Origin of the sequence: Arthrobacter sp. Ld5 (assembly GCF_051172775.1) — a bacterium.
Classification (GTDB): Bacteria; Actinomycetota; Actinomycetes; order Actinomycetales; family Micrococcaceae; genus Arthrobacter_D.
The window spans coordinates 16,014-38,777 of record NZ_JBPKBO010000017.1 but is presented as its reverse complement, the minus strand read 5'-3'; the positions used below and the strand labels follow the sequence as shown (position 1 = coordinate 38,777).

19 protein-coding genes and 1 riboswitch are annotated in these 22,764 nt (G+C 71.8%); of the genes, 5 read left to right on the top strand and 14 right to left on the bottom strand.

Annotation, left to right across the window (positions count from 1 at the left end):
• Positions 1–79 precede the first annotated feature (79 nt).
• The 7 genes from trmD to ffh form a co-directional block, all read right to left on the bottom strand.
• The gene (trmD, locus tag ACSGDB_RS08000) at positions 80–868 is read right to left on the bottom strand and encodes a tRNA (guanosine(37)-N1)-methyltransferase TrmD (protein ID WP_434994024.1); all 789 of its coding nucleotides are present in this window, start codon (positions 866–868) and stop codon (positions 80–82) included.
• On the bottom strand, positions 868–1,503 hold the full coding sequence (rimM, locus tag ACSGDB_RS07995) for a ribosome maturation factor RimM (protein ID WP_434994023.1): 636 nt from the start codon (positions 1,501–1,503) through the stop codon (positions 868–870). The genes trmD and rimM overlap by 1 nt, the downstream gene beginning before the upstream one ends.
• 125 nt (positions 1,504–1,628) lie before the next feature.
• Positions 1,629–1,874 carry an RNA-binding protein gene (locus tag ACSGDB_RS07990; RefSeq protein ID WP_434994022.1) on the bottom strand — a complete coding sequence of 82 codons (246 nt, stop codon included), beginning with the start codon at positions 1,872–1,874 and terminating at the stop codon, positions 1,629–1,631.
• Position 1,875: 1 nt separating this feature from the next.
• Positions 1,876–2,280, bottom strand: coding sequence for a 30S ribosomal protein S16 (gene rpsP, locus ACSGDB_RS07985; protein WP_434994021.1), 405 nt, complete (start codon positions 2,278–2,280; stop codon positions 1,876–1,878).
• Positions 2,281–2,434: 154 nt separating this feature from the next.
• The gene (locus ACSGDB_RS07980; protein WP_434994020.1) at positions 2,435–3,334 is read right to left on the bottom strand and encodes a VOC family protein; all 900 of its coding nucleotides are present in this window, start codon (positions 3,332–3,334) and stop codon (positions 2,435–2,437) included.
• A 109-nt stretch (positions 3,335–3,443) separates the two neighbouring features.
• Complete coding sequence (locus ACSGDB_RS07975; protein WP_434994170.1) at positions 3,444–4,151, bottom strand: alpha/beta fold hydrolase; 708 nt, start codon at positions 4,149–4,151, stop codon at positions 3,444–3,446.
• A gap of 85 nt (positions 4,152–4,236) precedes the next feature.
• Complete coding sequence (gene ffh / locus ACSGDB_RS07970) at positions 4,237–5,817, bottom strand: signal recognition particle protein (protein WP_434994019.1); 1,581 nt, start codon at positions 5,815–5,817, stop codon at positions 4,237–4,239.
• A 179-nt stretch (positions 5,818–5,996) separates the two neighbouring features.
• Between ffh and ACSGDB_RS07965 the strand changes: the two genes are divergently transcribed.
• On the top strand, positions 5,997–7,439 hold the full coding sequence (locus ACSGDB_RS07965; protein ID WP_434994018.1) for a glucose-6-phosphate dehydrogenase: 1,443 nt from the start codon (positions 5,997–5,999) through the stop codon (positions 7,437–7,439).
• A gap of 34 nt (positions 7,440–7,473) precedes the next feature.
• Here ACSGDB_RS07965 and ACSGDB_RS07960 read toward each other — a convergent pair whose 3' ends face one another.
• The 5 genes from ACSGDB_RS07960 to ftsY all read right to left on the bottom strand — a co-directional run bounded on the left by ACSGDB_RS07960 (position 7,474) and on the right by ftsY (position 11,586).
• On the bottom strand, positions 7,474–7,956 hold the full coding sequence (locus ACSGDB_RS07960) for an SRPBCC family protein (RefSeq protein WP_434994017.1): 483 nt from the start codon (positions 7,954–7,956) through the stop codon (positions 7,474–7,476).
• Entirely contained in the window at positions 7,953–8,309 is a 357-nt protein-coding gene (locus tag ACSGDB_RS07955) for an ArsR/SmtB family transcription factor (protein WP_434994016.1), read from the bottom strand. The genes ACSGDB_RS07960 and ACSGDB_RS07955 overlap by 4 nt, the downstream gene beginning before the upstream one ends.
• 229 nt (positions 8,310–8,538) lie before the next feature.
• Positions 8,539–8,877 carry a P-II family nitrogen regulator gene (locus tag ACSGDB_RS07950; RefSeq protein WP_434994015.1) on the bottom strand — a complete coding sequence of 113 codons (339 nt, stop codon included), beginning with the start codon at positions 8,875–8,877 and terminating at the stop codon, positions 8,539–8,541.
• Positions 8,874–10,199 carry an ammonium transporter gene (locus tag ACSGDB_RS07945; RefSeq protein ID WP_434994014.1) on the bottom strand — a complete coding sequence of 442 codons (1,326 nt, stop codon included), beginning with the start codon at positions 10,197–10,199 and terminating at the stop codon, positions 8,874–8,876. The genes ACSGDB_RS07950 and ACSGDB_RS07945 overlap by 4 nt, the downstream gene beginning before the upstream one ends.
• 193 nt (positions 10,200–10,392) lie before the next feature.
• Positions 10,393–11,586 (bottom strand): signal recognition particle-docking protein FtsY, encoded by a 1,194-nt coding sequence (gene ftsY / locus ACSGDB_RS07940; protein ID WP_434994013.1) that lies wholly within the window; start codon positions 11,584–11,586, stop codon positions 10,393–10,395.
• Positions 11,587–11,662: 76 nt separating this feature from the next.
• Between ftsY and ACSGDB_RS07935 the strand changes: the two genes are divergently transcribed.
• Complete coding sequence (locus tag ACSGDB_RS07935; RefSeq protein ID WP_434994012.1) at positions 11,663–13,045, top strand: MFS transporter; 1,383 nt, start codon at positions 11,663–11,665, stop codon at positions 13,043–13,045.
• On the opposite strand, the gene smc is transcribed toward ACSGDB_RS07935, so the two are convergent.
• Positions 13,042–16,641 carry a chromosome segregation protein SMC gene (smc, locus tag ACSGDB_RS07930; protein ID WP_434994011.1) on the bottom strand — a complete coding sequence of 1,200 codons (3,600 nt, stop codon included), beginning with the start codon at positions 16,639–16,641 and terminating at the stop codon, positions 13,042–13,044. The two genes, ACSGDB_RS07935 and smc, sit on opposite strands and share 4 nt — an antisense overlap.
• A 231-nt stretch (positions 16,642–16,872) precedes the next feature.
• On the opposite strand from smc, the gene ACSGDB_RS07925 reads away from it, so the two are divergent.
• Genes ACSGDB_RS07925 through ACSGDB_RS07915 form a run of 3 tightly spaced genes read left to right on the top strand, consistent with a single transcriptional unit; the run spans position 16,873 to position 21,475 of the window.
• Positions 16,873–17,898 (top strand): 3-oxoacyl-ACP synthase III, encoded by a 1,026-nt coding sequence (locus ACSGDB_RS07925; RefSeq protein WP_434994009.1) that lies wholly within the window; start codon positions 16,873–16,875, stop codon positions 17,896–17,898.
• Complete coding sequence (locus tag ACSGDB_RS07920; RefSeq protein ID WP_434994008.1) at positions 17,892–20,513, top strand: alpha/beta fold hydrolase; 2,622 nt, start codon at positions 17,892–17,894, stop codon at positions 20,511–20,513. Before ACSGDB_RS07925 ends, ACSGDB_RS07920 begins: the two co-directional genes overlap by 7 nt.
• Positions 20,510–21,475, top strand: coding sequence for an NAD-dependent epimerase/dehydratase family protein (locus ACSGDB_RS07915; RefSeq protein ID WP_434994007.1), 966 nt, complete (start codon positions 20,510–20,512; stop codon positions 21,473–21,475). Before ACSGDB_RS07920 ends, ACSGDB_RS07915 begins: the two co-directional genes overlap by 4 nt.
• Before the next feature lie 207 nt (positions 21,476–21,682).
• On the opposite strand, the gene ACSGDB_RS07910 is transcribed toward ACSGDB_RS07915, so the two are convergent.
• Entirely contained in the window at positions 21,683–22,513 is an 831-nt protein-coding gene (locus tag ACSGDB_RS07910) for an NlpC/P60 family protein (protein ID WP_434994006.1), read from the bottom strand.
• Positions 22,514–22,515: 2 nt separating this feature from the next.
• Positions 22,516–22,724: riboswitch (cyclic di-AMP (ydaO/yuaA leader) on the bottom strand.
• Positions 22,725–22,764: the final 40 nt, after the last annotated feature.

The window sequence follows — 22,764 nt, the reverse complement described above, 5'->3', positions numbered from 1 at the left end:
GTTGGCCGGACGCCCCCTGTGGCAGGGTCCGGCCCAGTGGACACAGGGCACGATTATTCCACAGGGCGGACGCCAACCACTAATGCTGCGGTCGTATCAGCCTGCCGTCGACGACGTCGAAACCGGCCGCGCGCAGCGCAGCGAGGTCCGCCTTCCCGAGGCCGCCGACGTCCACCCGCTCGAGGAGGTCGGGGCGGCGATCAGCGGTGCGCCGGAACTGCTCGAGCCGCCGCCACTGCGCGATCCTCGCGTGGTTGCCGCTCAGCAGCACCTCCGGTACGTCGCGGCCGCGCCACGACGACGGTTTGGTGTACACCGGGTATTCGAGCAGGCCGGCCGCGTGGGATTCCTCCACCAGGGATTCCGGATTGCCGACGACGCCGGGGATGAGCCGCGCGACCGCCTCGACCATCGCGAGCACCGCCACTTCCCCACCGTTCAGCACGTAGTCGCCGAGCGACACCGGCCGGACGTCGAACTCCTCGCGCGCCCAGTCGACGGCGCGTTCGTCGATGCCCTCGTACCGGCCGCACGCGAACACCAGGTGGTCCACCGCGGCGAGCTCGTACGCCATCGCCTGGTCGAACACGGCGCCGGCCGGGGACGGCACGATCAGGGTGGGTCGTGCATCCGCGGGCGCGTCCGCGCGGACCGCCCCCAGCGCCTGGGCCCAGGGTTCGGGTTTCATGACCATGCCGGCGCCGCCGCCGTAGGGCGTGTCGTCCACGGTCCGGTGCCGGTCGGTCGTGAAGGAGCGCAGGTCGTGGATGCGGACGTCCAGGACGCCGTCCTGGCGCGCCTTGCCGATGAGGGACAGGTCGAGCGCGGCGAGGTACTCCGGGAAGATGGAGACGACGTCGATGCGCACTAGTCGCGCGTCCCGTCCGGCCCTGGACCGGCGGGCGACCCCGCGGGAGCATCGGTTGCGGTACCGGTTGGGGTCTCGGCGTAGCGCGCGACTTCGTCGCCGTCGTCGGGCGCCTGGTTGGAGCCGGGCGTGTTGAGGTCGAAGAGGCCGGCCGGCGGCACGATGGTGACGAAGCCCGCCTCCGGGTCCACCTCGGGCACGATCGAGGTGACGAACGGCACGAGCGCCTCGTGCCCGTCGGCGAGTTCGACGACGAGGAGATCCTGGACGGCCATCGTCCGCAGGGCGGTCACCCTGCCCACGGACGCCCCGTCCACGCGGGCGTCGAGGCCGACGAGCTCGTGCTCGTACCAGGCGTCGTCGTCGTCCTCCTGCGTGCCGGTCGTGTCGAGGAAGAGCTGGGCGCCCCGCAGGGTCTCGGCCTGGTTCCGGTCCGCCACCTGCTCGAAGCCGACGATCAGGATGTCCTTGTTCCACCGCGCCTTCACGACGGTGAGGTCGGCAACAGCCGCGCCCTCGACCCGGAAGGTCGCGCCCGGCTCGAAGCGGTCCTCCGGGGCGTCGGTGAAGAGCTGGACCGTCACCTCTCCACGGATGCCGTGGGGCTTCCCGATCCTGGCTACGAGTACGTCCATGGTGGTGCTCCTGCTGATGTGTGGCTGATACGTGGGTACTGGGGGGATAGACGGGAACGGCCCCACCACCAGGTCCTGGTGGTGGGGCCGTTCGGCACGCTGTCCGGCGTGAAGCTCCGGGCGGGTCAGTCCCGGCGGCGGTCGGTGTCGACGACGTCGACCCGCACCGGCTCGCCGTCCGCGAGGGCCGACACCACGGTGCGCAGCGCGCGCGCGGTGCGCCCCTGGCGGCCGATCACGCGGCCGAGGTCCTCCTGGTGGACCCGGACCTCGAGCGTCTCGCCGCGGCGGTTGTTCTTCGCGAAGACCCTGACGTCGTCAGGGTTGTCGACGATGCCGCGGACGAGGTGCTCCAGAGCTTCGGCCAGCAAGTTACTCTGCCTCGGTGGCTTCCGCGGCGGCGTCGTCGGCCTTCTTGGCCTTCGGCGTGATGGCCTCGGGGACGATCACCGAGCCCTTCTCGGGAGCGACGAACGCCTCCTTGGGGGCCTTGGTCCTCAGGGTGCCTTCCTGGCCCTTGAGTCCCTTGAACTTCTGCCAGTCACCGGTGATCTTCAGCAGGACGGAGACCTGCTCGGTGGGCTGCGCGCCGACACCGAGCCAGTACTGCGCACGGTCGGAGTCGATCTCGATGAACGAGGGCTCCTCGGTGGGGTTGTACTTGCCGATCTCTTCGAGGGCACGGCCATCACGCTTGGAGCGTGAATCCATGACGACGACGCGGTAGAACGGTGCGCGGATCTTGCCCATGCGCTTGAGGCGAATCTTTACGGCCACTTGTGTGGTCACTCCTTGTAAATGAAAAGGGGCGAACCCGTCGTCCTGCTCCCGTGGGGCGGGCCATTCATGAGGGTTCTGAGGACACAATGCACGTGCAGAGAGAGGGGCTGCACGGATCGAGTACGGAACCATTGTGCCAGACGGCCGTACTTTAGGCGATTCCGCCCGACGCGTCGTCGGCGGCCACCCTGAGCCGGTTCCGCCAGGGGTCCTCGAAGCGCAGTTCTGCCCCGGTGTGGTGGCGTGCGACGCCTGCGTGGGCCAGCCGGTCCGCCAGCGCCCCGACCTCGTCCGCCGACGGCACCCGGAGGAGGACCTCGCCGAGGCCGAGGGTGTCCTTCCGCGGCCCGGCACCCCTGCTGTTCCACACGTTCATGGCCATGTGGTGGTGGTAACCGCCGGCTGAGACGAAGAGGGCCTGGTCGTGCCACCCGGCGGTGCGCTCGAACCCGAGGACGTCCACGTAGAAGCCGTGGGCCGTGCCGACGTCGCCGACCTGCAGGTGGACGTGGCCCACCCCCACCGCCTTCGACTCCGCCTGCTCCACCGCGTCCTCGGTGAGGTGCCGGTCGAGGTAGTCCCGGGGAGGCAGGGGGAGGTTGTCCATCACCACGGAGCGGGTGCCGCGTCCGTCGCCCGTCCAGGTCCAGCTGTCCCGGGGCCGGTCGACGTACAGTTCGATGCCGTTCCCCTCCGGGTCGGTGAAGTAGAACGCCTCGCTGACGAGGTGGTCGGCGCTGCCCACGTACGTACCGAGGCCGTGCCTTGCGGCGGAGGCGACGGCGGCGGCAAGGTCCGCCCGGTCCTCGAACAGGAGGGCGGTGTGGAAGAGGCCGGCGGCGCCCCGCGGCGGGAGGCGCAGGTGAGGGGCCGCCTCGAGGCGGAGGACAGCGGCCCCGCGCCGCCCGAGGACGACGGCGTCGGCCCCGTCCTCGATCACCGCCAGGCGCAGGGCTTCCGTGTAGTAGCGGGTCTGCCCGAGGAGGTCACCGACCCTGAGGGTCAGTGGCCCCATGGCGGTGTCGTCGGGCAGCAGGTCCTGCAGGGTCATGGGAGCTCCTAGGAGTGGGCGGGTCTCCCTGCACAACTAATTGAAGCTTAAACTTATTCCGGAGAGGCGGGCGGCGCCGGATCCGTCGGTCCCTAGACACCGGGAATGTTCACGCCGCGGCCCGTGTCCGGTCGGCGCGGAGGAAGGCCCGGATGAGCGCGTCGCCCTCCGCGGTGTCGTGCGGGCGGTGTCCGCCCGGAGCCACCCGGTGGATCGCGCCCGTGCCGGCGAGGTAGTCGGCGACCTCCTCGTACAGGGGCTCCCACCCGCCCGTCAGCACGAGGGTCGGTACGCCGGGGACGATCGCGAGCGGCGCCTCCCACGGCGGGCTCTGGAGCCGCAGCCGCGCGGCGTCCCGCCGGGCGTCGCCCGTGGCGGGTGTCCGCGCGTCGGCGTCGAAGACGCGCCGCACGAACGCGCGCAGGAACTCGTCGTCGGACATCGCGTCGCGCGCCGCGTAGAGGGGCTCCATCAGGGCGATGTGCGCCGCCGTGGCCGGCAACTCCGCCGTGAGCGAGAAGCACGCGGGTTCCACGAGGGTGAGCGAGCGCACCAGGTCGGGACACTCGACGGCGAGCATCATCGCCGCCACGGCCCCCTGCGAATGGGCGACGACGTGCCCTCCCCCGCCCAGGGCGTCCGCGACGATCGCCTGGTCCCTGCCGTGGTCCGTGGCGGCGGGCTCCTCGGTCGCCGAGAACCCGTGCCTACGGACGTACAGGCAGTCGAAGTCGATGGACAGGCCGTGCTGCCGGGGCCACGCCGCGGCCCCGAACGATCCGCTGCCGTGCACGAACACCACGCGGTCGGCACCGATCACGATCCCGCCCCCCTTCCGATCCCGCGCCCGTCCCTGATCCGGCGGTCCCGGTTCCCGCACGGCACCCGTGCTACTTCCCGTGCTACTTCCCGAGGAACTTCTCGAAGCCCTTCGGCAGGTTCATCGCGGACGGGTCGAAGTCCTGCTGGCCACCGAAGGCGGCGCCGGTAGGCGCAGCCGTGCGGGCCGCGGCGCGCCGGGCCTCGGCTTCCTGGAGCTCCTGTGCGGCCTTCGCGGGGTTGCCCGAGCGCGGCTTCTTCTTGCCCTTCGCTGCGGCCTTCGTCTTGCGGGGACCGCCGAAGCCTCCCGGGCCGGCCATGCCCGGCATACCGGGGATGCCCCCGCCGGAGGCCATCTTCTTCATCATCTTCTGGGCCTGCGCGAAGCGCTCGAGCAGGCCGTTGACCTCGGAGACGTGGACACCGGAACCGCGGGCGATCCTCGCCCGGCGCGAGCCGTTGAGGATCTTGGGGGCGACGCGCTCGTGCGGGGTCATCGAGCGGACGATGGCCTCCACGCGGTCGATCTCACGCTCGTCGAAGTTCTCCAGCTGCTCCCGCATGTTGGCGGCGCCCGGCATCATCATGAGCATCTTCTTCATGGAGCCCATGTTGCGGATCTGCTGCATCTGCAGGAGGAAGTCGTCGAGCGTGAAGTCCTCCTGGTCGGCGAACTTCTTCGCCATCCGCGCGGCTTCGTCCTTGTCCCAGGACTGCTCGGCCTGCTCGATCAGGGTGAGGATGTCGCCCATGTCGAGGATGCGCGAGGCCATGCGGTCCGGGTGGAACAGCTCGAAGTCGCCGAGCCCCTCCCCCGTCGAGGCGAACATGACGGGCTTCCCCGTCACGGAGGCGACCGAGAGGGCGGCACCGCCGCGCGCGTCGCCGTCGAGCTTGGTCAGGACGACGCCGGTGAAGTCCACGCCCTCGTTGAAGGCGAGCGCCGTGTTGACGGCGTCCTGTCCGATCATCGCGTCGATGACGAACAGCACCTCGTCGGGGCTGATGGCCGCACGGATGTCCGCGGCCTGCTGCATGAGCTCGGCGTCCACACCGAGGCGCCCGGCGGTGTCGACGATGACGACGTCGTGCAGCCGGGTGCGGGCTTCCGCGACGCCCTGGCGGGCGACCGCGACCGGGTCGCCGGTGGCGGCCTCGAACTCGGAGCTGACGCCCGGGTGCGGCGCGTACACGGGCACGCCCGCCCGCTCGCCGTTGACCTGGAGCTGGCGGACGGCGTTCGGGCGCTGGAGGTCGCAGGCGACGAGCAGCGGACTGTGGCCCTGGCCCTTGAGCCACTTGGAGAGCTTGCCCGCGAGCGTCGTCTTTCCCGCACCCTGCAGGCCCGCGAGCATGATGACCGTGGGCGGGTTCTTCGCGAGCCGGATGCGCCGGGTCTCACCGCCGAGGATCCCGACGAGTTCCTCGTTGACGATCTTGACGACCTGCTGGCCCGGGTTGAGGGCCTGCGAGACCTCGAGGCCCAGGGCGCGCTCCTTGACGGCGGCCGTGAAGGCGCGCACGACGGGGACGGCGACGTCGGCGTCGAGCAGGGCGCGGCGGATCTCGCGGACCGTGGCATCGATGTCCGCCTCGGTGAGGCGGCCCTTGCCGCGGAGGTTCTTGAAGGTTGCAGTCAGCCGGTCGGAGAGTGAATTGAACACGTGCCGTGCACTACTTTCATCGGGGACTTTGGAGACTCAGCTTCCAAGGGTATCAACTGGCCACCCGCCGGGAGCGCCCGACGCCGCCTCCGGGCCGCTGTCCCGCCCCGGCCGGTCGGGGACGGCGGGCCGTCCGGTCGCAGCAGGACACCCGCGGGCGGAAGTGGCAAGGTGAGGACGTGGACACTTCTTCGCTCGCAGAGCACGACACCATTCCCGCCGACGCCGAGACCCGCGTCCGGACGCTCCTGATCCTCGGTGCCTCCGGCGACCTGACCGGGCGCCTCCTCCTGCCGGGGCTCGCCCGGCTCATCCGCCTCGGCCGTGCCGACGGGCTGAAGCTCGTGGGGGCGGGCTCGGACGACTGGACCGACGAGCAGTGGCGTGCGCGGCTGGACGACTCCTTCGCCGTCGCCCGGGAGAAGGCCGACGACGCCGGACGGGCTGCGCTGCAGCAGGTGCGCGACGACAGCTGGTACCACTTCCTCGATGTCACGAAGGACGGGCTGGCCGACCTGGTGCAGGGGCTCGAGGGACCCGTGGCCATCTACTTCGCGCTGCCGCCCGCGGTGAGCCAGAAGGCCTGCAGCGCCCTCGGGCCGGATTCGCTGCCGAAGAGCACGCGCCTCGTGATGGAGAAGCCCTTCGGCACGGACCAGGCCAGCGCCCACGAACTCAACGAGAAGCTCTCGGGGCTGGTCCCCGAGCAGAACATCCACCGGGTGGACCATTTTCTGGGGAAGGCGACGGTGTTCAACATCCTCGGCCTCCGATTCGCGAACCGCATCCTCGAGCCGGTCTGGAACAACCTGCACATCGAGAAGGTCGAGGTGATCTTCGACGAGGACCTCGCGCTCGAGAACCGGGCCCGCTACTACGACGGCGCCGGCGCCCTGCGCGACATGATCCAGAGCCACCTGCTGCACGTCATGGCCCTGCTGGCCCTGAACGCACCATCGACCCTGCACGAAAGGGACCTGCGCGACCACATCGGGTCCGTCCTCCGGGCAAGCACGGTGGATCTGGACAGTCCGGGCAGCAGCCGCCGGGCACGGTACGCGACGGGGACGATCGGCGACCGGGAGGTCCCCGACTACGCCGCGGAGCCCGGCGTCGATCCGGAGAAGGGCACCGAGACGCTCGCGGAGATCACGGTATCCATCAACAACGAGCGCTGGTCGGGGGTGCCGTTCGTCCTCCGCTCCGGCAAGGCCCTCGGCATCAAGCGCAAGGAGGCCGTGATCACCTTCCGGCCCGTCAGCCATCTCCCCGTGGGCTTCTCCGGGCAGGATGCGCCGACGAAGCTGCGCATTGGGTTCGGTCCTGACACACTCCAGCTGGAGATCGACGTCAACGGGCCCGGCGACATCTTCTCCCTCGACCGCGCGACCCTCAGCGCCGAGCTCAACCAGACGGATCTCCTCCCCTACGGTGAGGTGATCGAGGGTGTCCTCGCGGGGGACCCGACACTCTCGGTCCGCGGCGACACCGCCGAGGACTGCTGGCGCATCGTGGAGCCTGTCCTGAAGGCATGGGCGGAAGGCCGGGTGCCCCTGGAGGAGTACCCGGCAGGCTCGGAGGGGCCGGAGGCGTGGCCGTCGTCGTCGGGGCGGAAGCCCTGACGTTGCAGGCCTGCCGCCCCCGGGGCCCCGGTGCTCAGAGCGTCGTGCGCGCCAGCAGTTCGTCGAGCTGTTCGTAGGCCTCGGAGAGTCCGCCCTCCATCCCGGACCGCGCCATGCCGTCGCGCGCCTCCATGGTCGGGTAGACGGCGTGGGCGCTGAGCCGCGTCCTGCCGTCAGCGAGTTCCTCGAAGGTCAGGAACTCGATGCTGACGACGTCCGGGTAGCCGTCGTACTCGAAGGTCTGGATCGCGAAGTCGTTCTCCCGGACCGTGTGGAACACCCCACTGAAGACGTGGTCGACGCCGTCCGGGCCGGTGTGCGTGTAGCGGTAGGTCCCGCCCGTCCGGAAGTGGTAGTGGTCGATGCCGAGCCGGAGGCGCCGGGGGCCCAGCCACTGGGCGACGAGGTCGGGGTCCGCGTGCGCGTGGAAGACCTCCGCCCTGGGGAAGTCGAACTCCCGTTCGAAGTCGATGAAGGGCAGCCCCTCCGGGACGGTGAGTTTCAGGGCATTGCTCATGACGAGTCCTTTGCCTGCGGGCCGCGTGCCGCGGCCTGGGTGTGGAGCACGGCGTCGAGACCGCGGAACTGCTCCTCGCGGACCAGCCGGTACTGGTCGATCCAGGCGGTGAGTGCCTCCAGCCGTGCGGGGTTCAGGTGGACGGGCCTGCGCTGGGCGTCGCGCGTACGCGTGACGAGCCCGGCCTGCTCGAGGACCTGGATGTGCCTCGAGACCGCCTGCTTGGTGATCGCGAAGGGTTCCGCCAGTTCGTTGACCGTGGCCGCGCCCCGGCTGAGCCGGGCGATGATGCGGCGGCGGACGGGATCGGCAAGCGCCAGGAAGGCGATGTCGAGGCGCTCGTCGTCGGTCACGGTGATGCTCCTGCCAATCGGCCACCACGTTGATCAACCTTTGTGTTGATCAACAGATCGGTTGTCAAAGCATAGGCTCATGGCCGGTGGAGGGCAAGGGGCCGACGCCCGGCCACGGTGAGGACTCCCGCACGCCCCGGAGAGCAGGACGCCCGGCGGGGTTTCCCGGCCGGGCGTCGTGCTGTGTTGCGGTGTGCTGTGCTGCGACGTGCTGCGTACGGAGGCCGCCCTACAGCGCGGCCTCGCCCCGTTCGCCGGTGCGGACGCGAACGGCCTCCTCGACCGGGATGACCCACACCTTGCCGTCCCCGGCGCGGCCGGTGTTCGCGGTGGAGACCAGGACGTCGACGATGTCGGTTACCCAGGCATCCGCGACGAGCACCTCGACGCGCGCCTTCTGCAGGAGGTCCACGGTGTACTCGGCCCCGCGGTAGACCTCGGTGTGCCCGCGCTGGCGGCCGTAGCCGCTCGCCTCGCTGACCGTGAGGCCCTGCACGCCGTAGTTCTCCAGGGCTCCCCGAACGCCGTCGAGCTTGTCCGGCCGGACGATGGCTGTGACCAGTTTCATGAATGTACGCCTTCCGTGACGTCCTGCTGCGCGGTCTTCTGCTTGCTGCTGTGCTTGGCCTGCTGGTCGGCGAACGGGTGGAAGGATCCGCCGACGCCGAGCCCTCCGAACTCGTACGCGGTCTCAGCGTGCTCGGTCAGGTCCACGCCCGACACCTCGTCGTCCGGGCTGATCCGGAAGCCGATGGTCTTGTGGATGGCGAGGCCGATGATCGCGGTCATGACGGCCGAGAGGACGATCGCGATGGCCGCGGCGACGATCTGCGCGACCAGCTGGTCGGCGCCGCCGCCGTAGAAGAGGCCCCCACCCTCACCGTCGACGGGCAGCATGATGAACCCGAGGGCCAGCGTGCCGACGATACCGGCGACCAGGTGGACGGCGACGACGTCGAGCGAGTCGTCGAACCCGAGCCGGTACTTGACCCCGACGGCGAGGGCGCAGACCGCACCGGAGACGATGCCGAGGCAGATGGCACCGACGGGGCTGACGTTCGCGCAGGCCGGGGTGATGGCCACCAGGCCGGCGACGATGCCCGAGGCCGCGCCGAGCGAGGTGGGCCGTCCGTCACGGATGCGCTCGGTCATGAGCCAGCCGACCATGGCCGCGGCAGGTGCTGCCATGGTGTTGACCCAGATCAGTCCCGCTTCCTCGGCCGATCCGGCGGCCCCGCCGTTGAAGCCGAACCAGCCGAACCACAGGAGTGCGGCACCGAGCATCACGAAGGGGATGTTGTGCGGGCGCTGGGCCGGGTCCTTGCCGAAGCCCTGGCGCTTGCCGAGGATCAGGGCGAGCACGAGGGCCGCCACGCCGGCGCTGATGTGCACCACGGTGCCGCCCGCGAAGTCCACGGCCTCGCCGACCGCGGCGCCCACCGCGCCGTCGGCGCTCAGCAGGCCCCCGCCCCACACCATGAACGCGAGGGGACAGTAGACGAGAGTGACCCAGATGGGGACGAAGACGGTCCAGGCCCCGAACTTCGCGCGGTCGGCGATCGCGCCGCTGATCAGGGCGACGGTGATGATGGCGAACGTGGCGCCGTAGCCGGCACCGATGAGGTCCTCGGTGCCGATGAGGCCGCTCATGCCGAACGAGGTGAACGGGTTGCCGAAGAGCTGGGCGATGCCGTCGCCGCCGGTCATCGAGTAGCCCCAGAGCACCCACACGATCCCGACGAGTCCGACGGCGATGAAGCTCATCATCATCATGTTCAGGGCGGCCTTGGCACGGGTCATCCCACCATAGAAGAAGGCGAGCCCGGGGGTCATGAGAAGTACGAGGGCGGCTGAGATCATCACCCAGACGTGGCCTGCTGTCAGATCCATCAAACACGATCCTTCCAAAGGGGCGGGGACTTCCCGCTCCTCCAGAATGCGATGGCCGTGTTTCAGTTCCGGGGGGATCGCGTTGCGCGCAGGTTACAGGCCGGGCGTCGACGTAAAGACGCCGTGACGGTCGTGTTTCCTGCAGGTTTCCGGGCCCGCCGGACCTTGACGGACGGCGTCCTGCGGGCTGGTCCTAGCTGAGCAGGGCGTCGACGAAGCCCTCGGCGTCGAACGGCGCGAGATCGTCGGCGCCCTCCCCCAGGCCGATGAGCTTCACGGGGACCCCGAGGCTGCGCTGGATCGCCACGACGATGCCGCCCTTCGCGGTCCCGTCCAGCTTGGTGAGGACGATGCCGCTGATGTTCACGACCTCGGCGAAGACGCGGGCCTGGTTCAGCCCGTTCTGGCCCGTGGTCGCGTCCAGCACCAGCAGCACCTCGTCCACGGTGCCCTGCTTCTCGACGACCCGCTTGACCTTGCCGAGCTCGTCCATCAGGCCCACCTTGTTCTGCAGGCGCCCGGCGGTGTCGATCAGGACGACGTCGACCTCCTGCTCGATGCCCGTCCGGACCGCCTCGAAGGCGACGGAGGCGGGGTCGGCGCCGTCGACGTCGGACTTCACCGTCGGCACGCCGACGCGCGCCCCCCAGGTGGCCAGCTGCTCGGCCGCGGCGGCACGGAACGTGTCCGCGGCGCCGAGGAGCACGTCCTTGTCGTCGGCGACGAGCACGCGCGCGAGCTTGCCGACCGTGGTGGTCTTGCCCACGCCGTTGACGCCCACCACCATCACGATGGCCGGGCGGTCCGCATGGCGCTGCGTGGCCAGGGACCGGTCCATCGTCGGATCGACGAGCTTCACGAGCTCCTCACGGAGCATGTCCTTGACCTCGGCGGGATTGCGGCTGCCCGCCACCTTGACGCGCTCGCGCAGCGCATCCACGAGTTCCATGGTGGGCTCGGTGCCGAGATCCGCCATCAGGAGGGTCTCCTCCACCTCGTCCCAGACGTCCTCGTCGATCCGGTCACGGGACAGGAGGGCCAGCAGGCCCTTGCCGAGGGCGTTGTTGGACCGCACCAGGCGGGCGCGCAGGCGGGCGAGCCGCCCCTGCACGGGATCGACGAGGTCCAGGCGCGGAGCGGCCGGCGCCTCCTCCAGGCTGCTGAGGTCGTTCGGGACGAGTTCGTCCGTGTGGACGCCGTCGGGCCGCTCGAGGACGTCCGTGGACGTGGCGCCGTGCGCCCCTCCCTCCACCTGGTCGTCCGGGTCGCGGGGGGAGGAGTACAGACCGGGAGGGGTCCGTCGGCCGCGGACCAGGAGGACCGCGAGCGACCCGACCACGGCGATCGCGAGGATGACGAAGATGACAGGCAGGAGGATGTCGTTCACCGATCCACCTTCTCATACGGGTCCTGCCCGCACGGATTGAACTCCGGCGCCGGGGCGGTGGAAGAATGCGAGGACCATGGCCGGATCTCCTCGCGTACCCAAGCGCCCTCCCTTCCGTGTTCCGCGTCCGGGACGGCGGGGAGACCCCAGCGGTGCGCCCGTCGGGGAACGGCAGCGCATCCCGCGCGAGATCCGGGTCCTCATCGCGGCCGCGTTCGTCATCGCCATCGGCTTCGGCCTCGTGGCCCCGATCCTTCCGCAGTTCGCGCAGAGCTTCGACGTCGGTGTCACCGCCTCCGCGGTGATCGTGAGCGCCTTCGCCTTCACGCGCCTCGTCTTCGCCCCCGCGGGCGGCCGGCTCGTGGAGCGGCTCGGCGAGCGGCCCGTCTACATCGTCGGGTTGCTCATCGTCGCCCTGTCCACCGCCGCCTGCGCCTTCGCCGCGGACTACTGGCAGCTTCTCGTCTTCCGCGCCCTCGGCGGGATCGGTTCGACGATGTTCACGGTCTCCGCGATGGGGCTGATCGTGCGGCTCGCGCCGCCGTCGATCCGCGGGCGCGTCTCGGGGGCGTACGCGACCGCGTTCCTGCTCGGGAGCATCGGCGGCCCGCTCGTGGGCGGCCTGCTCGCCCGGTTCGGCCTGCGGGTGCCGTTCCTTGTATATGCGGCGGCCCTGCTGGTCGCCTCCGCCGTCGTCTTCTTCCAGCTGAAGGACACCTCGCTCGCGGACCGCACGGCGGCCCGCGAGAAGCCGGCCCTGACGGTGCGCCAGGCGGTCGCGGACTCCGGGTACCGCGCGGCGCTGGCCTCCAGCTTCGCCAACGGCTGGTCCTCCTTCGGCGTCCGGATGGCGCTGGTGCCCCTCTTCGCGGACGCCGTCCTCGGAGCCGGAACCGAGATCGCCGGCGTCTCCCTGGCCTTCTTCGCCGCGGGGACGGCCCTCGCGCTGACGGTGTCCGGCGGGCTCGCCGACTCGCTGGGCAGGCGGCCGCTCGTCATCACGGGGCTGGTCGTGAACGGGGCCGCGATGATCGCCCTCGGCTTCTCCGGGAACGTGGTGGTGTTCCTCGCGCTGTGCGTCGTTGCCGGGATCGGCACCGGCCTCCTGAATCCCGCCCAGCAGGCAGCGGTGGCCGACGTCATCGGCGCCGACCGCAGCGGTGGCAGGGTCCTGGCGACCTTCCAGATGAGTGCTGACCTCGGGGCCATCCTCGGACCGATCCTCGCCGGCCTGATCATCGACCAGCTGCCCTTCGGCTCCTTCACCCTCGCCTTCACGGTGACCGGGATCCTGGCCTGCCTCGCCGCGGGCATCTGGGCCCTGTCCCGGGAGACGCTGCCCCGGACCGAGCGCATCCCGCCGGCGGACACGGACGGTGACCGCAGCGCGGACACGGACGGCGACGGCACGTCGGGCCTCCGCCGGGCCGGTCCGGCCGCGGAGGAGCAGGGACCCTAGCCGACGGAGTCCTCGCGCTCGGTGATGCGCTGGCTGATGACGGTGGACACGCCGTCGCCGCGCATCGTCACGCCGTAGAGGGCGTCGGCCACCTCCATGGTGCGCTTCTGGTGCGTGATGATGATCAGCTGGCTCGACTCCCGCAGTTCCTGGAAGATCGTGATCAGGCGCCCGAGGTTCGTGTCGTCGAGGGCCGCCTCCACCTCGTCCATGACATAGAACGGCGAGGGCCGGGCCTTGAAGATCGCAACCAGCAGCGCGACGGCGGTCAGCGACCGTTCCCCGCCGGAGAGCAGCGACAGCCGCTTGATCTTCTTGCCGGCGGGGCGGGCTTCGACCTCGATGCCGCTGGCGAGCATGTCCGCCGGGTCCGTGAGCACCAGCCGGCCCTCGCCGCCCGGGAAGAGGGTCGCGAAGACGTGCTCGAACTGGTCGGCGGTGTCCTGGAACGCGGCTGTGAAGACCTCCTCCACGCGCTCGTCGACCTCCCGGATGATGTCGAGGAGGTCCTTGCGGGTCGCCTTGAGGTCCGCGAGCTGGGTACTGAGGAACTGGTGCCGCTCCTCGAGCGCCGCGAATTCCTCGAGCGCGAGGGGATTCACCTTGCCGAGCGCGGCGAGATCCCGCTCGCCCCGCCGGAGCCTCTTCACCTGCTCCTCCCGCACGAACGGGACGCCCTGTAGTACGGGATTGCCGTCGTCGTCGACCGGCGCGCGCAGCGCGGCCCACTTGTCCTCCGTCACCGTGTCCGACGGCACGGGCAGGTGCGGACCGAATCCGTCCACGAGGTGGTCCGGGGTGAGGCCGAGCTCCTCGAGGGAGCGGTTCTCGAGGGCCTCGATCCTCAGGCGCTGCTGCGTGCGGGCGAGCTCGTCCCGGTGCGCCGAATCGGTGAGCCGTGCCAGTTCGGCGCCGAGGGCCGCGGTGGACGCCCGCACCTCCTGGAGCTCGGCGTCCTGCTGCCGGCGCAGCCGCTCGGCGGTGTCACGCTCCTCCGCGGCGACGGCCACGGACTGCACGGCCCGCCGTTCGGCCCGGCGCGCGGCCGCGGCGACGTCGGCGGCGCGGCGCGCCTGGGCCTCCCGGATCCTCGCCTTCTCCGCCGCCTGCTCGCGTGCTCGGCGCTCGGACTGCGCCGCGCGTTCGAGGGCGGCGGCGCGGTTCGTGAGCGCGGAGAGCTGCTCCTCCCGCCCGCGCAGGACGAGGCGGGCCTCGAGTTCCGCCTGCCGGGCGTCCACCGCGGCGCGCCGCAGGGCGTCGCGGTGCTCGCTGGAGGGTTCGGCCTCCACGGGTTGCTCCTGGAGGTCCTCCAGCCGCCGGACGGCGTCCTCCAACCGTGTCTTCTCTTGCGCGAGATTGTCCTCGGCGGCGCGTACGAGGACCGTCAGCCGTTCGGCCTCCCCGCCCGCGGAGCGGAGCTCGGCGTGCAGCCGGCCGAGCCGCTCGGCCACCGCGGCCATCCGCGCGTCCGATTCATGCAGGCGCTCCAGTGCTGCGTCGACGCGGTGCTGTGCCTCCTGCCGGGCGGACCGTGCCGCGGCCAGGCGGAACCGCAGACGGTCCGCGGCGGCGACGGTCAGGGCGAGCTTCTCCCCCGTGTCCTCGGCGGCGGCCCGCAGCTCGAGGGAGCCGGCCGCCCCCGGTGCGCCGCCGCGGCCCGTGTGGCGGGTCAGCACGTCACCGTTCCGCGTGACCGCGAGGGGCGCGGTGCCGTCCTCGACGGTGCGGCGCGCCGCCTCGAGGTCCGCGACCACCACGACGCCGGCGAGCAGCGCGGCCACGGCCGGCTGGAGGGCGGGCGGGGCGGTCACGACGGCGAGCGCGGGGACGGCGGCGCCGGGCTCCGGCCCCGCGGCGGCCTTCTCCGGCCGGGCGGTCGCCCCGGGTCCGGAGGCGACGACGAGCGAGACCTGGCCGGCGTCGTCGTGCTTCATGCGCTCCATCGCCCGGGCCGCGGCGGCGATGCTCCCGACGGCGACGGCGTCGGCGGAGCCGGCGAGCGCCGCGACGACGGCCTTCTCGAACCCCGGGGCCACGTGCAGCAGCTGGGCGAGCGGCTCGAGCACGCCGTCGAGCCCGGCGGCGAGGAGGGCCGCGGAGCCGTCGCGCTGCTGCAGGCCCTCGCGCTGCGCCTCGAGCCGCGCGGCCAGGGCGCCGCGCGTACGCTCCGTGGCGCGCTCCTCCTCCACCAGTGCGGTCACGTCCTCGGTGAGGGAGCGCAGGTTCCCGGAGGCCTCCTCGTACTCGGCGTCGAGGCCCTCCTCACCCTCCTCGTCCCCGGCGACCCGGCCTTCGAGCGCCTGGAACTCGCGCTCGGCCGTGCGCCGTCGTTCATCGGCCGCGGTGATGGACGCACGCAGGCGCCCGAGTTCGGCGTCCGCGGACTCGACGCGGGACCGCGCCGCGCCCACCGCCCCGGCGAGCCGGGCGTCGCCCTCGCGCCGGTCGGCGGCGGCCCGCAGGAGGCGGGCGAGCCGCGCGTCCTCGGCCGCCGAGGCCTCCTCCGCCGTGCGACGGGCCGCCAGGGTCTCCTCGAGGGCGCGGCCGAGGGCGGCGACCTCCTCCTCCAGACGGGTGACCTCAGCGCGGACGCGCTCGGCCTGCCGGTCCAGGTGCTCGGGATCGCGGCCCCGGTCCGGTTCCGTCGCCTGCCCCAGGAGGTGGCCGCGGTCCTCGGCCCGCGCGGCGAGGGCGGCGAGCTTCTCCCGGGCACTCGAGAGCGCGTACCAGGCCTCGCGGGCCCGGTTGAGGGCGGGGACGGACGCCGCGGCGGCGTGCTCGAGCTCCGCCTGCCGCTCCTGACCGACGGCGAGCTGCTGCCCGATCTCGTCGCGGCGCGCCTGGAGGGCTGCCTCCGCCGCGACGTCCCGCGCGAAGCCGGCGCGCAGGGTGACGAGCTCGTCGGCGAGCAGGCGCGACCTCGCGTCCCGCACCGCGAACTGCACCTGCTGGGCGCGCCGGGCGACCTCCGCCTGCTTCCCGAGCGGGGTGAGTTGCCGCCGCACCTCCCCGGTGAGGTCGGACAGGCGCGCGAGGTTGGCCTGCATCGCGTCGAGCTTCCGCACGGTCTTCTCGCGCCGGCGGCGGTGCTTCAGGATTCCCGCGGCCTCCTCGATGAAGCCGCGCCGTTCCTCGGGGGTGGCGTGCAGCACCTTGTCCAGCTGCCCCTGGCCCACGATGACGTGCATCTCGCGGCCCAGCCCGGAGTCGGAGAGGAGTTCCTGGATGTCGAGGAGGCGGCAGCCCTTGCCGTTGATGGCGTACTCGGACCCGCCCGCCCGGAACAGCGTGCGGGAGATCGTCACCTCGGAGTACTCGATGGGCAGGGCGCCGTCGGCGTTGTCGATGGTGAGGGAGACCTGGGCACGCCCGAGCGGGGCGCGGCCCGTCGTCCCGGCGAAGATGACGTCCTCCATCCGGCCGCCGCGGAGCGTCTTGGCCCCCTGCTCGCCCATGACCCACGCGAGGGCATCGACGACATTGGACTTCCCGGACCCGTTGGGGCCGACGACGGCGGTGACGCCCGGCTCGAACTCGAAGGTGGTTGCCGAGGCGAAGGACTTGAACCCTCGCACGGTTAGACTCTTCAGATGCACGGTGTCAGGATCTCCAGAGGGAATAGGACCTCCCTAATCTACTGGAACCCACCGACGGTACGCGGCAGCGGGTAGCCAGGCCGGCGGTCCCGGACACCTCCGGAGTGACCGCTGATGCATTACGAAGTAGGCTTACGAAAGTTTCAGCAGTATCCGAAGGCGTCCAGGCCGACCCATCCGTGGGTCCTTCCCGGCCACATACCGGCGCTATCAGTTGACGAGGCAGGAAATTTGACCGGTAACGCGACCTTCCGACATGACAACACGGCCTTGCTCGCCGTCACGAGTGTGGAGGCGCCGCTAGTCGTCAGTTCCGCAGAGTTCGACGAACGGCTCGCCCCCAGCCTCAAGCGGCTGCGCCTCTCCAAGCGGCTCCTCGAGCGCGTGGCCGGCGTCACCGAGCGGCGGTGGTGGTCCCCGGGCTCCGACTTCGACGACGCCGCCATCGAGGCCGGCGCGAAGGCGATGGCCGAGGCCGGCATCGAACCGGGTGAGGTGGGACTGCTGATCAACACCTCGGTGACGCGGCGCAACCTCGAGCCGTCCGTCGCGGTGAAGATCCACCACTCCCTCGGCCTCCCCTCCTCGGCCATGAACTTCGACCTTGCGAACGCGTGCCTCGGGTTCGTCAACGGCATGACCCTGGCCGCGAACATGATCGACTCGGGACAGATCAAGTACGCGCTGATCGTCGCGGGCGAGGACGCCCAGCAGACCCAGGAGGCCACGTTCCGGCGGCTCAACCGGGAGGACTCGACGCGCGAGGACTTCCTCAGTGAATTCGCGACGCTCACCCTCGGGTCCGGGGCTGCCGCCGCCGTGCTCGGGCCGGCGGACCTGCACCCCGGCTCGCACCGCATCCTCGGCGGGGTCTCCCGCGCCGGGACCGAGCACCACGAACTGTGTGTCGGCGGCATCGACGGCATGTACACCGACACCAAGGGCCTGCTCGACGGCGGCCTCGACCTCGTCGTCACCGCCTGGCACGAGGCGCAGGCCGACGGCTGGGCGTGGGACGCCATGGACCGCTATGTCACCCATCAGGTCTCGAACTCCTACACGAACGCGATCATCAAGGCCGTGGACCTCCAGCGTGATCGGGTCCCCATCACCTTCCCCCACTGGGGCAACGTGGGACCGGCGTCCCTGCCCATGACCCTCGCCCAGGAGGGCGCGTCCCTGAAGAGCGGGGACCGCGTCCTGTGCCTCGGCGTCGGGTCCGGACTGAACACATCGATGATGGAGATTGCGTGGTAGCACTCCCCGGCGTCGACCCCTCCTGGTCGACGTACCTCGACGTGCCCTCGACCAGCGCGGCGGACCGCCCCGGCACCAGCCATCGCTGGCACTACCTCGACAACGGCGCCCACCTCGACGCCGCCACGGTGCAGGGGACCCTGCTCTGCGTCCACGGCAACCCCACCTGGTCCTACCTGTGGCGGAGCTACCTGGCTGCCGGGCGGGCTGCGGGCTGGCGCGTCATCGCCGTGGACCAGCTCGAGATGGGCTACTCCGCGCGGACAGGAGTGTTCCGCCGGCTCGGCGACCGCATCACCGACCTCGAGGACTTCGTGGCCGCCGTCGGGCTCACCGGCCCCGTGGTCACGGTCGGGCACGACTGGGGCGGCGTCATCAGCCTCGGCTACGCGAACCGGAACCGGGAGGACCTGGCCGGCGTCATCCTCACCAACACCGCCATCCACCAGGACCCGGACCGGCCGATTCCCGCGCCGCTCCGGCTCGCCCTGGCCCCGGGCGTCCACGGCCTCGGCACCCGGACCACGAGCGCGTTCCTCGACGTCACGCTCGCCCTCGCCCGGCCGGCCCTCGCACCGGACGTGCGCCGCGCCTTCAGGGACCCCTACCGCACCGCCGCCGACCGGCAGGGCATCGCGCAGTTCGTCTCGGACATCCCCGCGGACCCGTCCCATCCCAGCTATCCGGCCCTGACCTCGACGGCCGAGGGCATCCGCAGCCTAGACGTCCCCGTCCTCATGATGTGGGGGCCGCACGACCCCATCTTCTCGGACCCCTACCTGGAGGACCTCGCACAGCGCCTCCCCTCCGCCGACGTCCACCGCTTCGAGCAGGCGAGCCATCTGGTGCAGGAGGACGCCGACACGGCGGCGACGGCACTGCAGTGGCTGGCCGAGCGGTCGGTCGGAGACCCCGCGCCGTCCGTCGACGTCCCGTCACCCGGCGACGCGCCCTACATCCCGCTCGGGCAGCGGCTCACCGCTCTGGCCGCCGGACCGGACGCGGCACGGACCGCCGTCGCGGAGATGAAGCCCGCGGGCCCGCCGCGGACCCTGTCCTGGCGGGAACTCGCCGACGACGTCGCCGCCGTCGCCGCTGGTCTGACCGCGCTCGGTTACGGCCCCGGCAGCCGGGTCAGCCTCCTCGTCCCGCCGGGCGTGGATCTGACCGTGCTCATCTACGCCTGCCTGCGCATCGGCGCCGTGATCGTCGTCGCCGATGCCGGCCTCGGCGCGCGCGGCCTCAGCCGGGCCGTGAAGGGCTCCGCGCCCGACGTGGTCATCGGCATCGAGCGCGCCCTCGTCGCGGCCCGCGCGTTCGGCTGGCCGGGACGGCGGATCAGCGCCGCTCCCCTGTCCGCTGCCAGGCGCCGGGCGCTGCGCGTGGACGCCTCGCTCGGCGACCTGCGCGCCGCGCGGCCCGCGGTTCGTGCACCGGAGGCACCCGCCGCGGACGCCGACGCCGCCATCCTGTTCACCTCCGGGTCCACGGGGCCGGCGAAGGGCGTCGTCTACACGCACCGGCAGCTCTCGGCGATGCGGGACGCCGTCGGCGCCACCCTGGGGCTCGGTGAGTGTGCCTCGCTCGTCGCGGGCTTCGCGCCGTTCGCGCTGCTCGGGCCGGCGCTCGGCGCCACGTCCGTCACCCCGGCCATGGACGTCACCGCGCCCCGCACGCTGACCGCGCAGGCGCTGGCCGACGCCGCGGACGCGATCGACGCGACCGTCGTCTTCGCCTCGCCGGCGGCCCTGCGGAACGTGCTCTCCACCGCGGGGGAGCTCACCGATCCGGGCAGGGCGGCCCTCGGGCGGATCTCCCTGCTGCTCTCGGCGGGAGCGCCGATCCCCGCACCGCTCCTCGAAGCGGTGCAGGACCTCGTGCCGGCCGCCGCCGTGCATACCCCCTACGGCATGACCGAGTCCCTGCTCGTCGCGGACATCGACCTCGCGGGTATCCGCCAGGCCGCCGCGGACGCGCGGGACGGCCTTGACGGCGCCGGCGGCGGCGTGTGTGTCGGCCTCCCCGTCCACGGCGCCCGCGTGACCGTCAGCCCGCTCGACGTCGACGGCGCGGCGACCGGCGCACCGACCACGGACCCGGGACGCACCGGTGAGATCCTCGTCGATGCCCCGCACGTCAAGGACCGCTACTTCCGGCTGTGGCGGACGCAGCAGGAGTCCACGCGAACTCCCCCGTGGCACCGCACCGGCGATGTCGGTCACTTCGACGCGGACGGGCGGCTCTGGGTCGAGGGCCGGCTCGGCCACATCATAACGGCGGCCTCCGGCGTCCTGACGCCCGTCGCCCTCGAGCAGTCGCTGGAGACGATCGACGATGTCCGGCTGGCGGCCCTCGTGGGGGTCGGTCCCGCCGGCACACAGGCCGTCGTCGCGGTCCTCGAGACGGACACGGCAGGACGGCGCCCGGCGCTGGCCGACGCCCCGCTCGCGGCGGCGGCCCGCGCGGCTGCTGGCCGAGCCGGCGTGGATCTGGCCGCCGTCATCACCGTCCCCGCCCTCCCCGTGGACATCCGGCACAACGCGAAGATCGACCGCACGCGCATCGCGCAGTGGTGCGGCCGGTTCCTCTCCGGCACCCGCGCGGGGTCCCTGTGACCGTCCTCGTCACCGGCGCCAGCGGAATGCTGGGGCGCGCCGTCGCCGAGCACCTCGTCGCGGCCGGGGAGGAGGTCCGGTGCCTCCAGCGCCGGCCCTCCGGCGTCTCCGGTGCGCAGGACGTCCTGGGCCCGATCACGGACGCCGCGATCGTCGCCACCGCCGTGCGGGGCTGCCGCGCCGTGGTCCATCTGGCGGCGAAGGTCTCCTTCACCGGGGCTCCCGCCGACTTCGACCGCACCAACATCGACGGGACCCGGATCCTCCTGGACGCCGCCGCTGCCGCCGGAGTCACCGACGTCGTCCACGTGTCCTCGCCGTCCGTCGCGCACGACGGCTCCTCCCTGGTCGGGGCGCCGGCCGGGCCCGCGGACCCCGCCCACGCCCGCGGCGACTACGCCCGCACGAAGGCCTCGGCCGAACTGCTCGCCCTCGCCCGTTCGACCCCGGCGTTCCGCGTCGCCGCCATCCGGCCGCACATCGTGTGGGGTCCCGGCGACACCCAGCTGGTGGAACGCGTGATCGACCGCGCACGGCACGGCCGTCTGCCCCTGCTCGACGGCGGGACGGCACTGATCGACACGACGTACGTCGACAACGCGGCCTCGGCGATCGTCGCCTGCCTGCGGCGCCTGGACGTGGCGCAGGGCCAGGCCCTCGTGGTCACCAACGGCGAGCCCCGTCCCATCGCGGAGCTGCTCGCCGGCATCTGCCGGGCCGGCGGCGTGGCACCGCCCACGCGGTCCGTGCCCGGAGCCCTCGCGCGGGGTGCGGGATCCGTCATCGAGCGGGCCTGGCTCCGGCTCGGCCGGACGGAGGAGCCTCCCATGACCCGCTTCCTCGCGGAGCAGCTCTCCACCGCGCACTGGTTCGACCAGCGGCACACGCGCGACGTCCTCGACTGGCGCCCGGCAGTGAGCGTCGACGAAGGACTCGGGCGCCTGGCGGCGTTCTACCGCTGACGCACCTCGGGCGCCGCGCGGCTCTTCCGCACCCCCACCCGCCGTGAACGTACAGCTGTGGCGGGTCCCGACGCCGATCACCCACCACACGTGCGCGACGAGCACGTAGGACGGGCATCCGGGGAACGCAGAAGGACGGGATGCGGAATGCATCCCGTCCTTCTGACTGGCTGAGCGGTGTCGCCGACTCTGTGGCCGGCGGCTCGGCTATCGGGTGTAGTACCCGTCCACCGGCATGGCGTTGACCGAGTGGACGATGGTGCCCTGCGAGGCGTTCAGGGCGCTGATCATCTGACCGTCGCCGAGGTAGATGCCCACGTGGCCTCCGCCGTTCTGGCTCACCAGGTCGCCCGGCTGGGGGTTGCTGGTGGGCGTCATGGTGGCGAACTGGGACCAGGTGGTGCGCGGCAGGTCGATGCCGTGCTGGGCGTAGACCCACTGCACGAAGGCCGAGCAGTCCCAGGCGCCGAACGAGGTTCCGCCGTACACGTAGCCGGAACCCAGGCCCTGCATCGCCGTTGCGACGATGCCGCTGGCGGCGGCCGGGGCGGCCACAGGGGTGGACTGGAAGCTGTAGGCGGCGGGAGCTGCCGGAGCCGGTGCCGCGACAGCCGGTGCCGCGACAGCCGGGGCTGCGACGGCCGGGGCCGACTGGACCGAGTACTGCGCAGGAGCAGCGGAGCCGCCGAGCGAGATGGACTGGCCCGGGTAGATGACCGAGGCGTAGCCGAGGCCGTTGGCCGCGAACAGTGCGTCGAGGCTCACGCCGTGCATGGCCGCGATGGACCCGAGCGTGTCGCCTGCCTGGACGGTGTGGGTGCCTGCAGCGGCCGATGCTGCTGCCGGCTGGGTGCTGACCTCGCCCGCGGCGTTCGCGGGAAGCGACGCGCCGAGCATGAGGCCGGACGCGACGGCGACGACGGCGGCGGGCTTGCCGGCGACCGAAGCGCTTGCGGAGAAGGCCCGCGAGGCGGTGACGAAGGGGTTGGTGCGCGTGGGGACGGCCCGGTGGCGCGCGTGAGTGCTCTGCTTGGACAAGTTGATGCCTTTCCCAATGCCTGCGAAGTTAGCTGTCGGATTCGGATGGGACATCCGGACACGTTTTCCTCGGATCATCGTCCCCAGTGGACGATCCGTGCGTGTCTTTACCCCTAGGACTCCTGATGGAGTCCTAGTGGTTCCCCCGCCCCTGTCGAATGTGTAGTGCGAACGGTCCATCCTCATCGACAGGGTTCGGCAGTGTGAGGAAGGGCGCCCATCCGTTGTGGATCGGACGCAAGAACAACCGT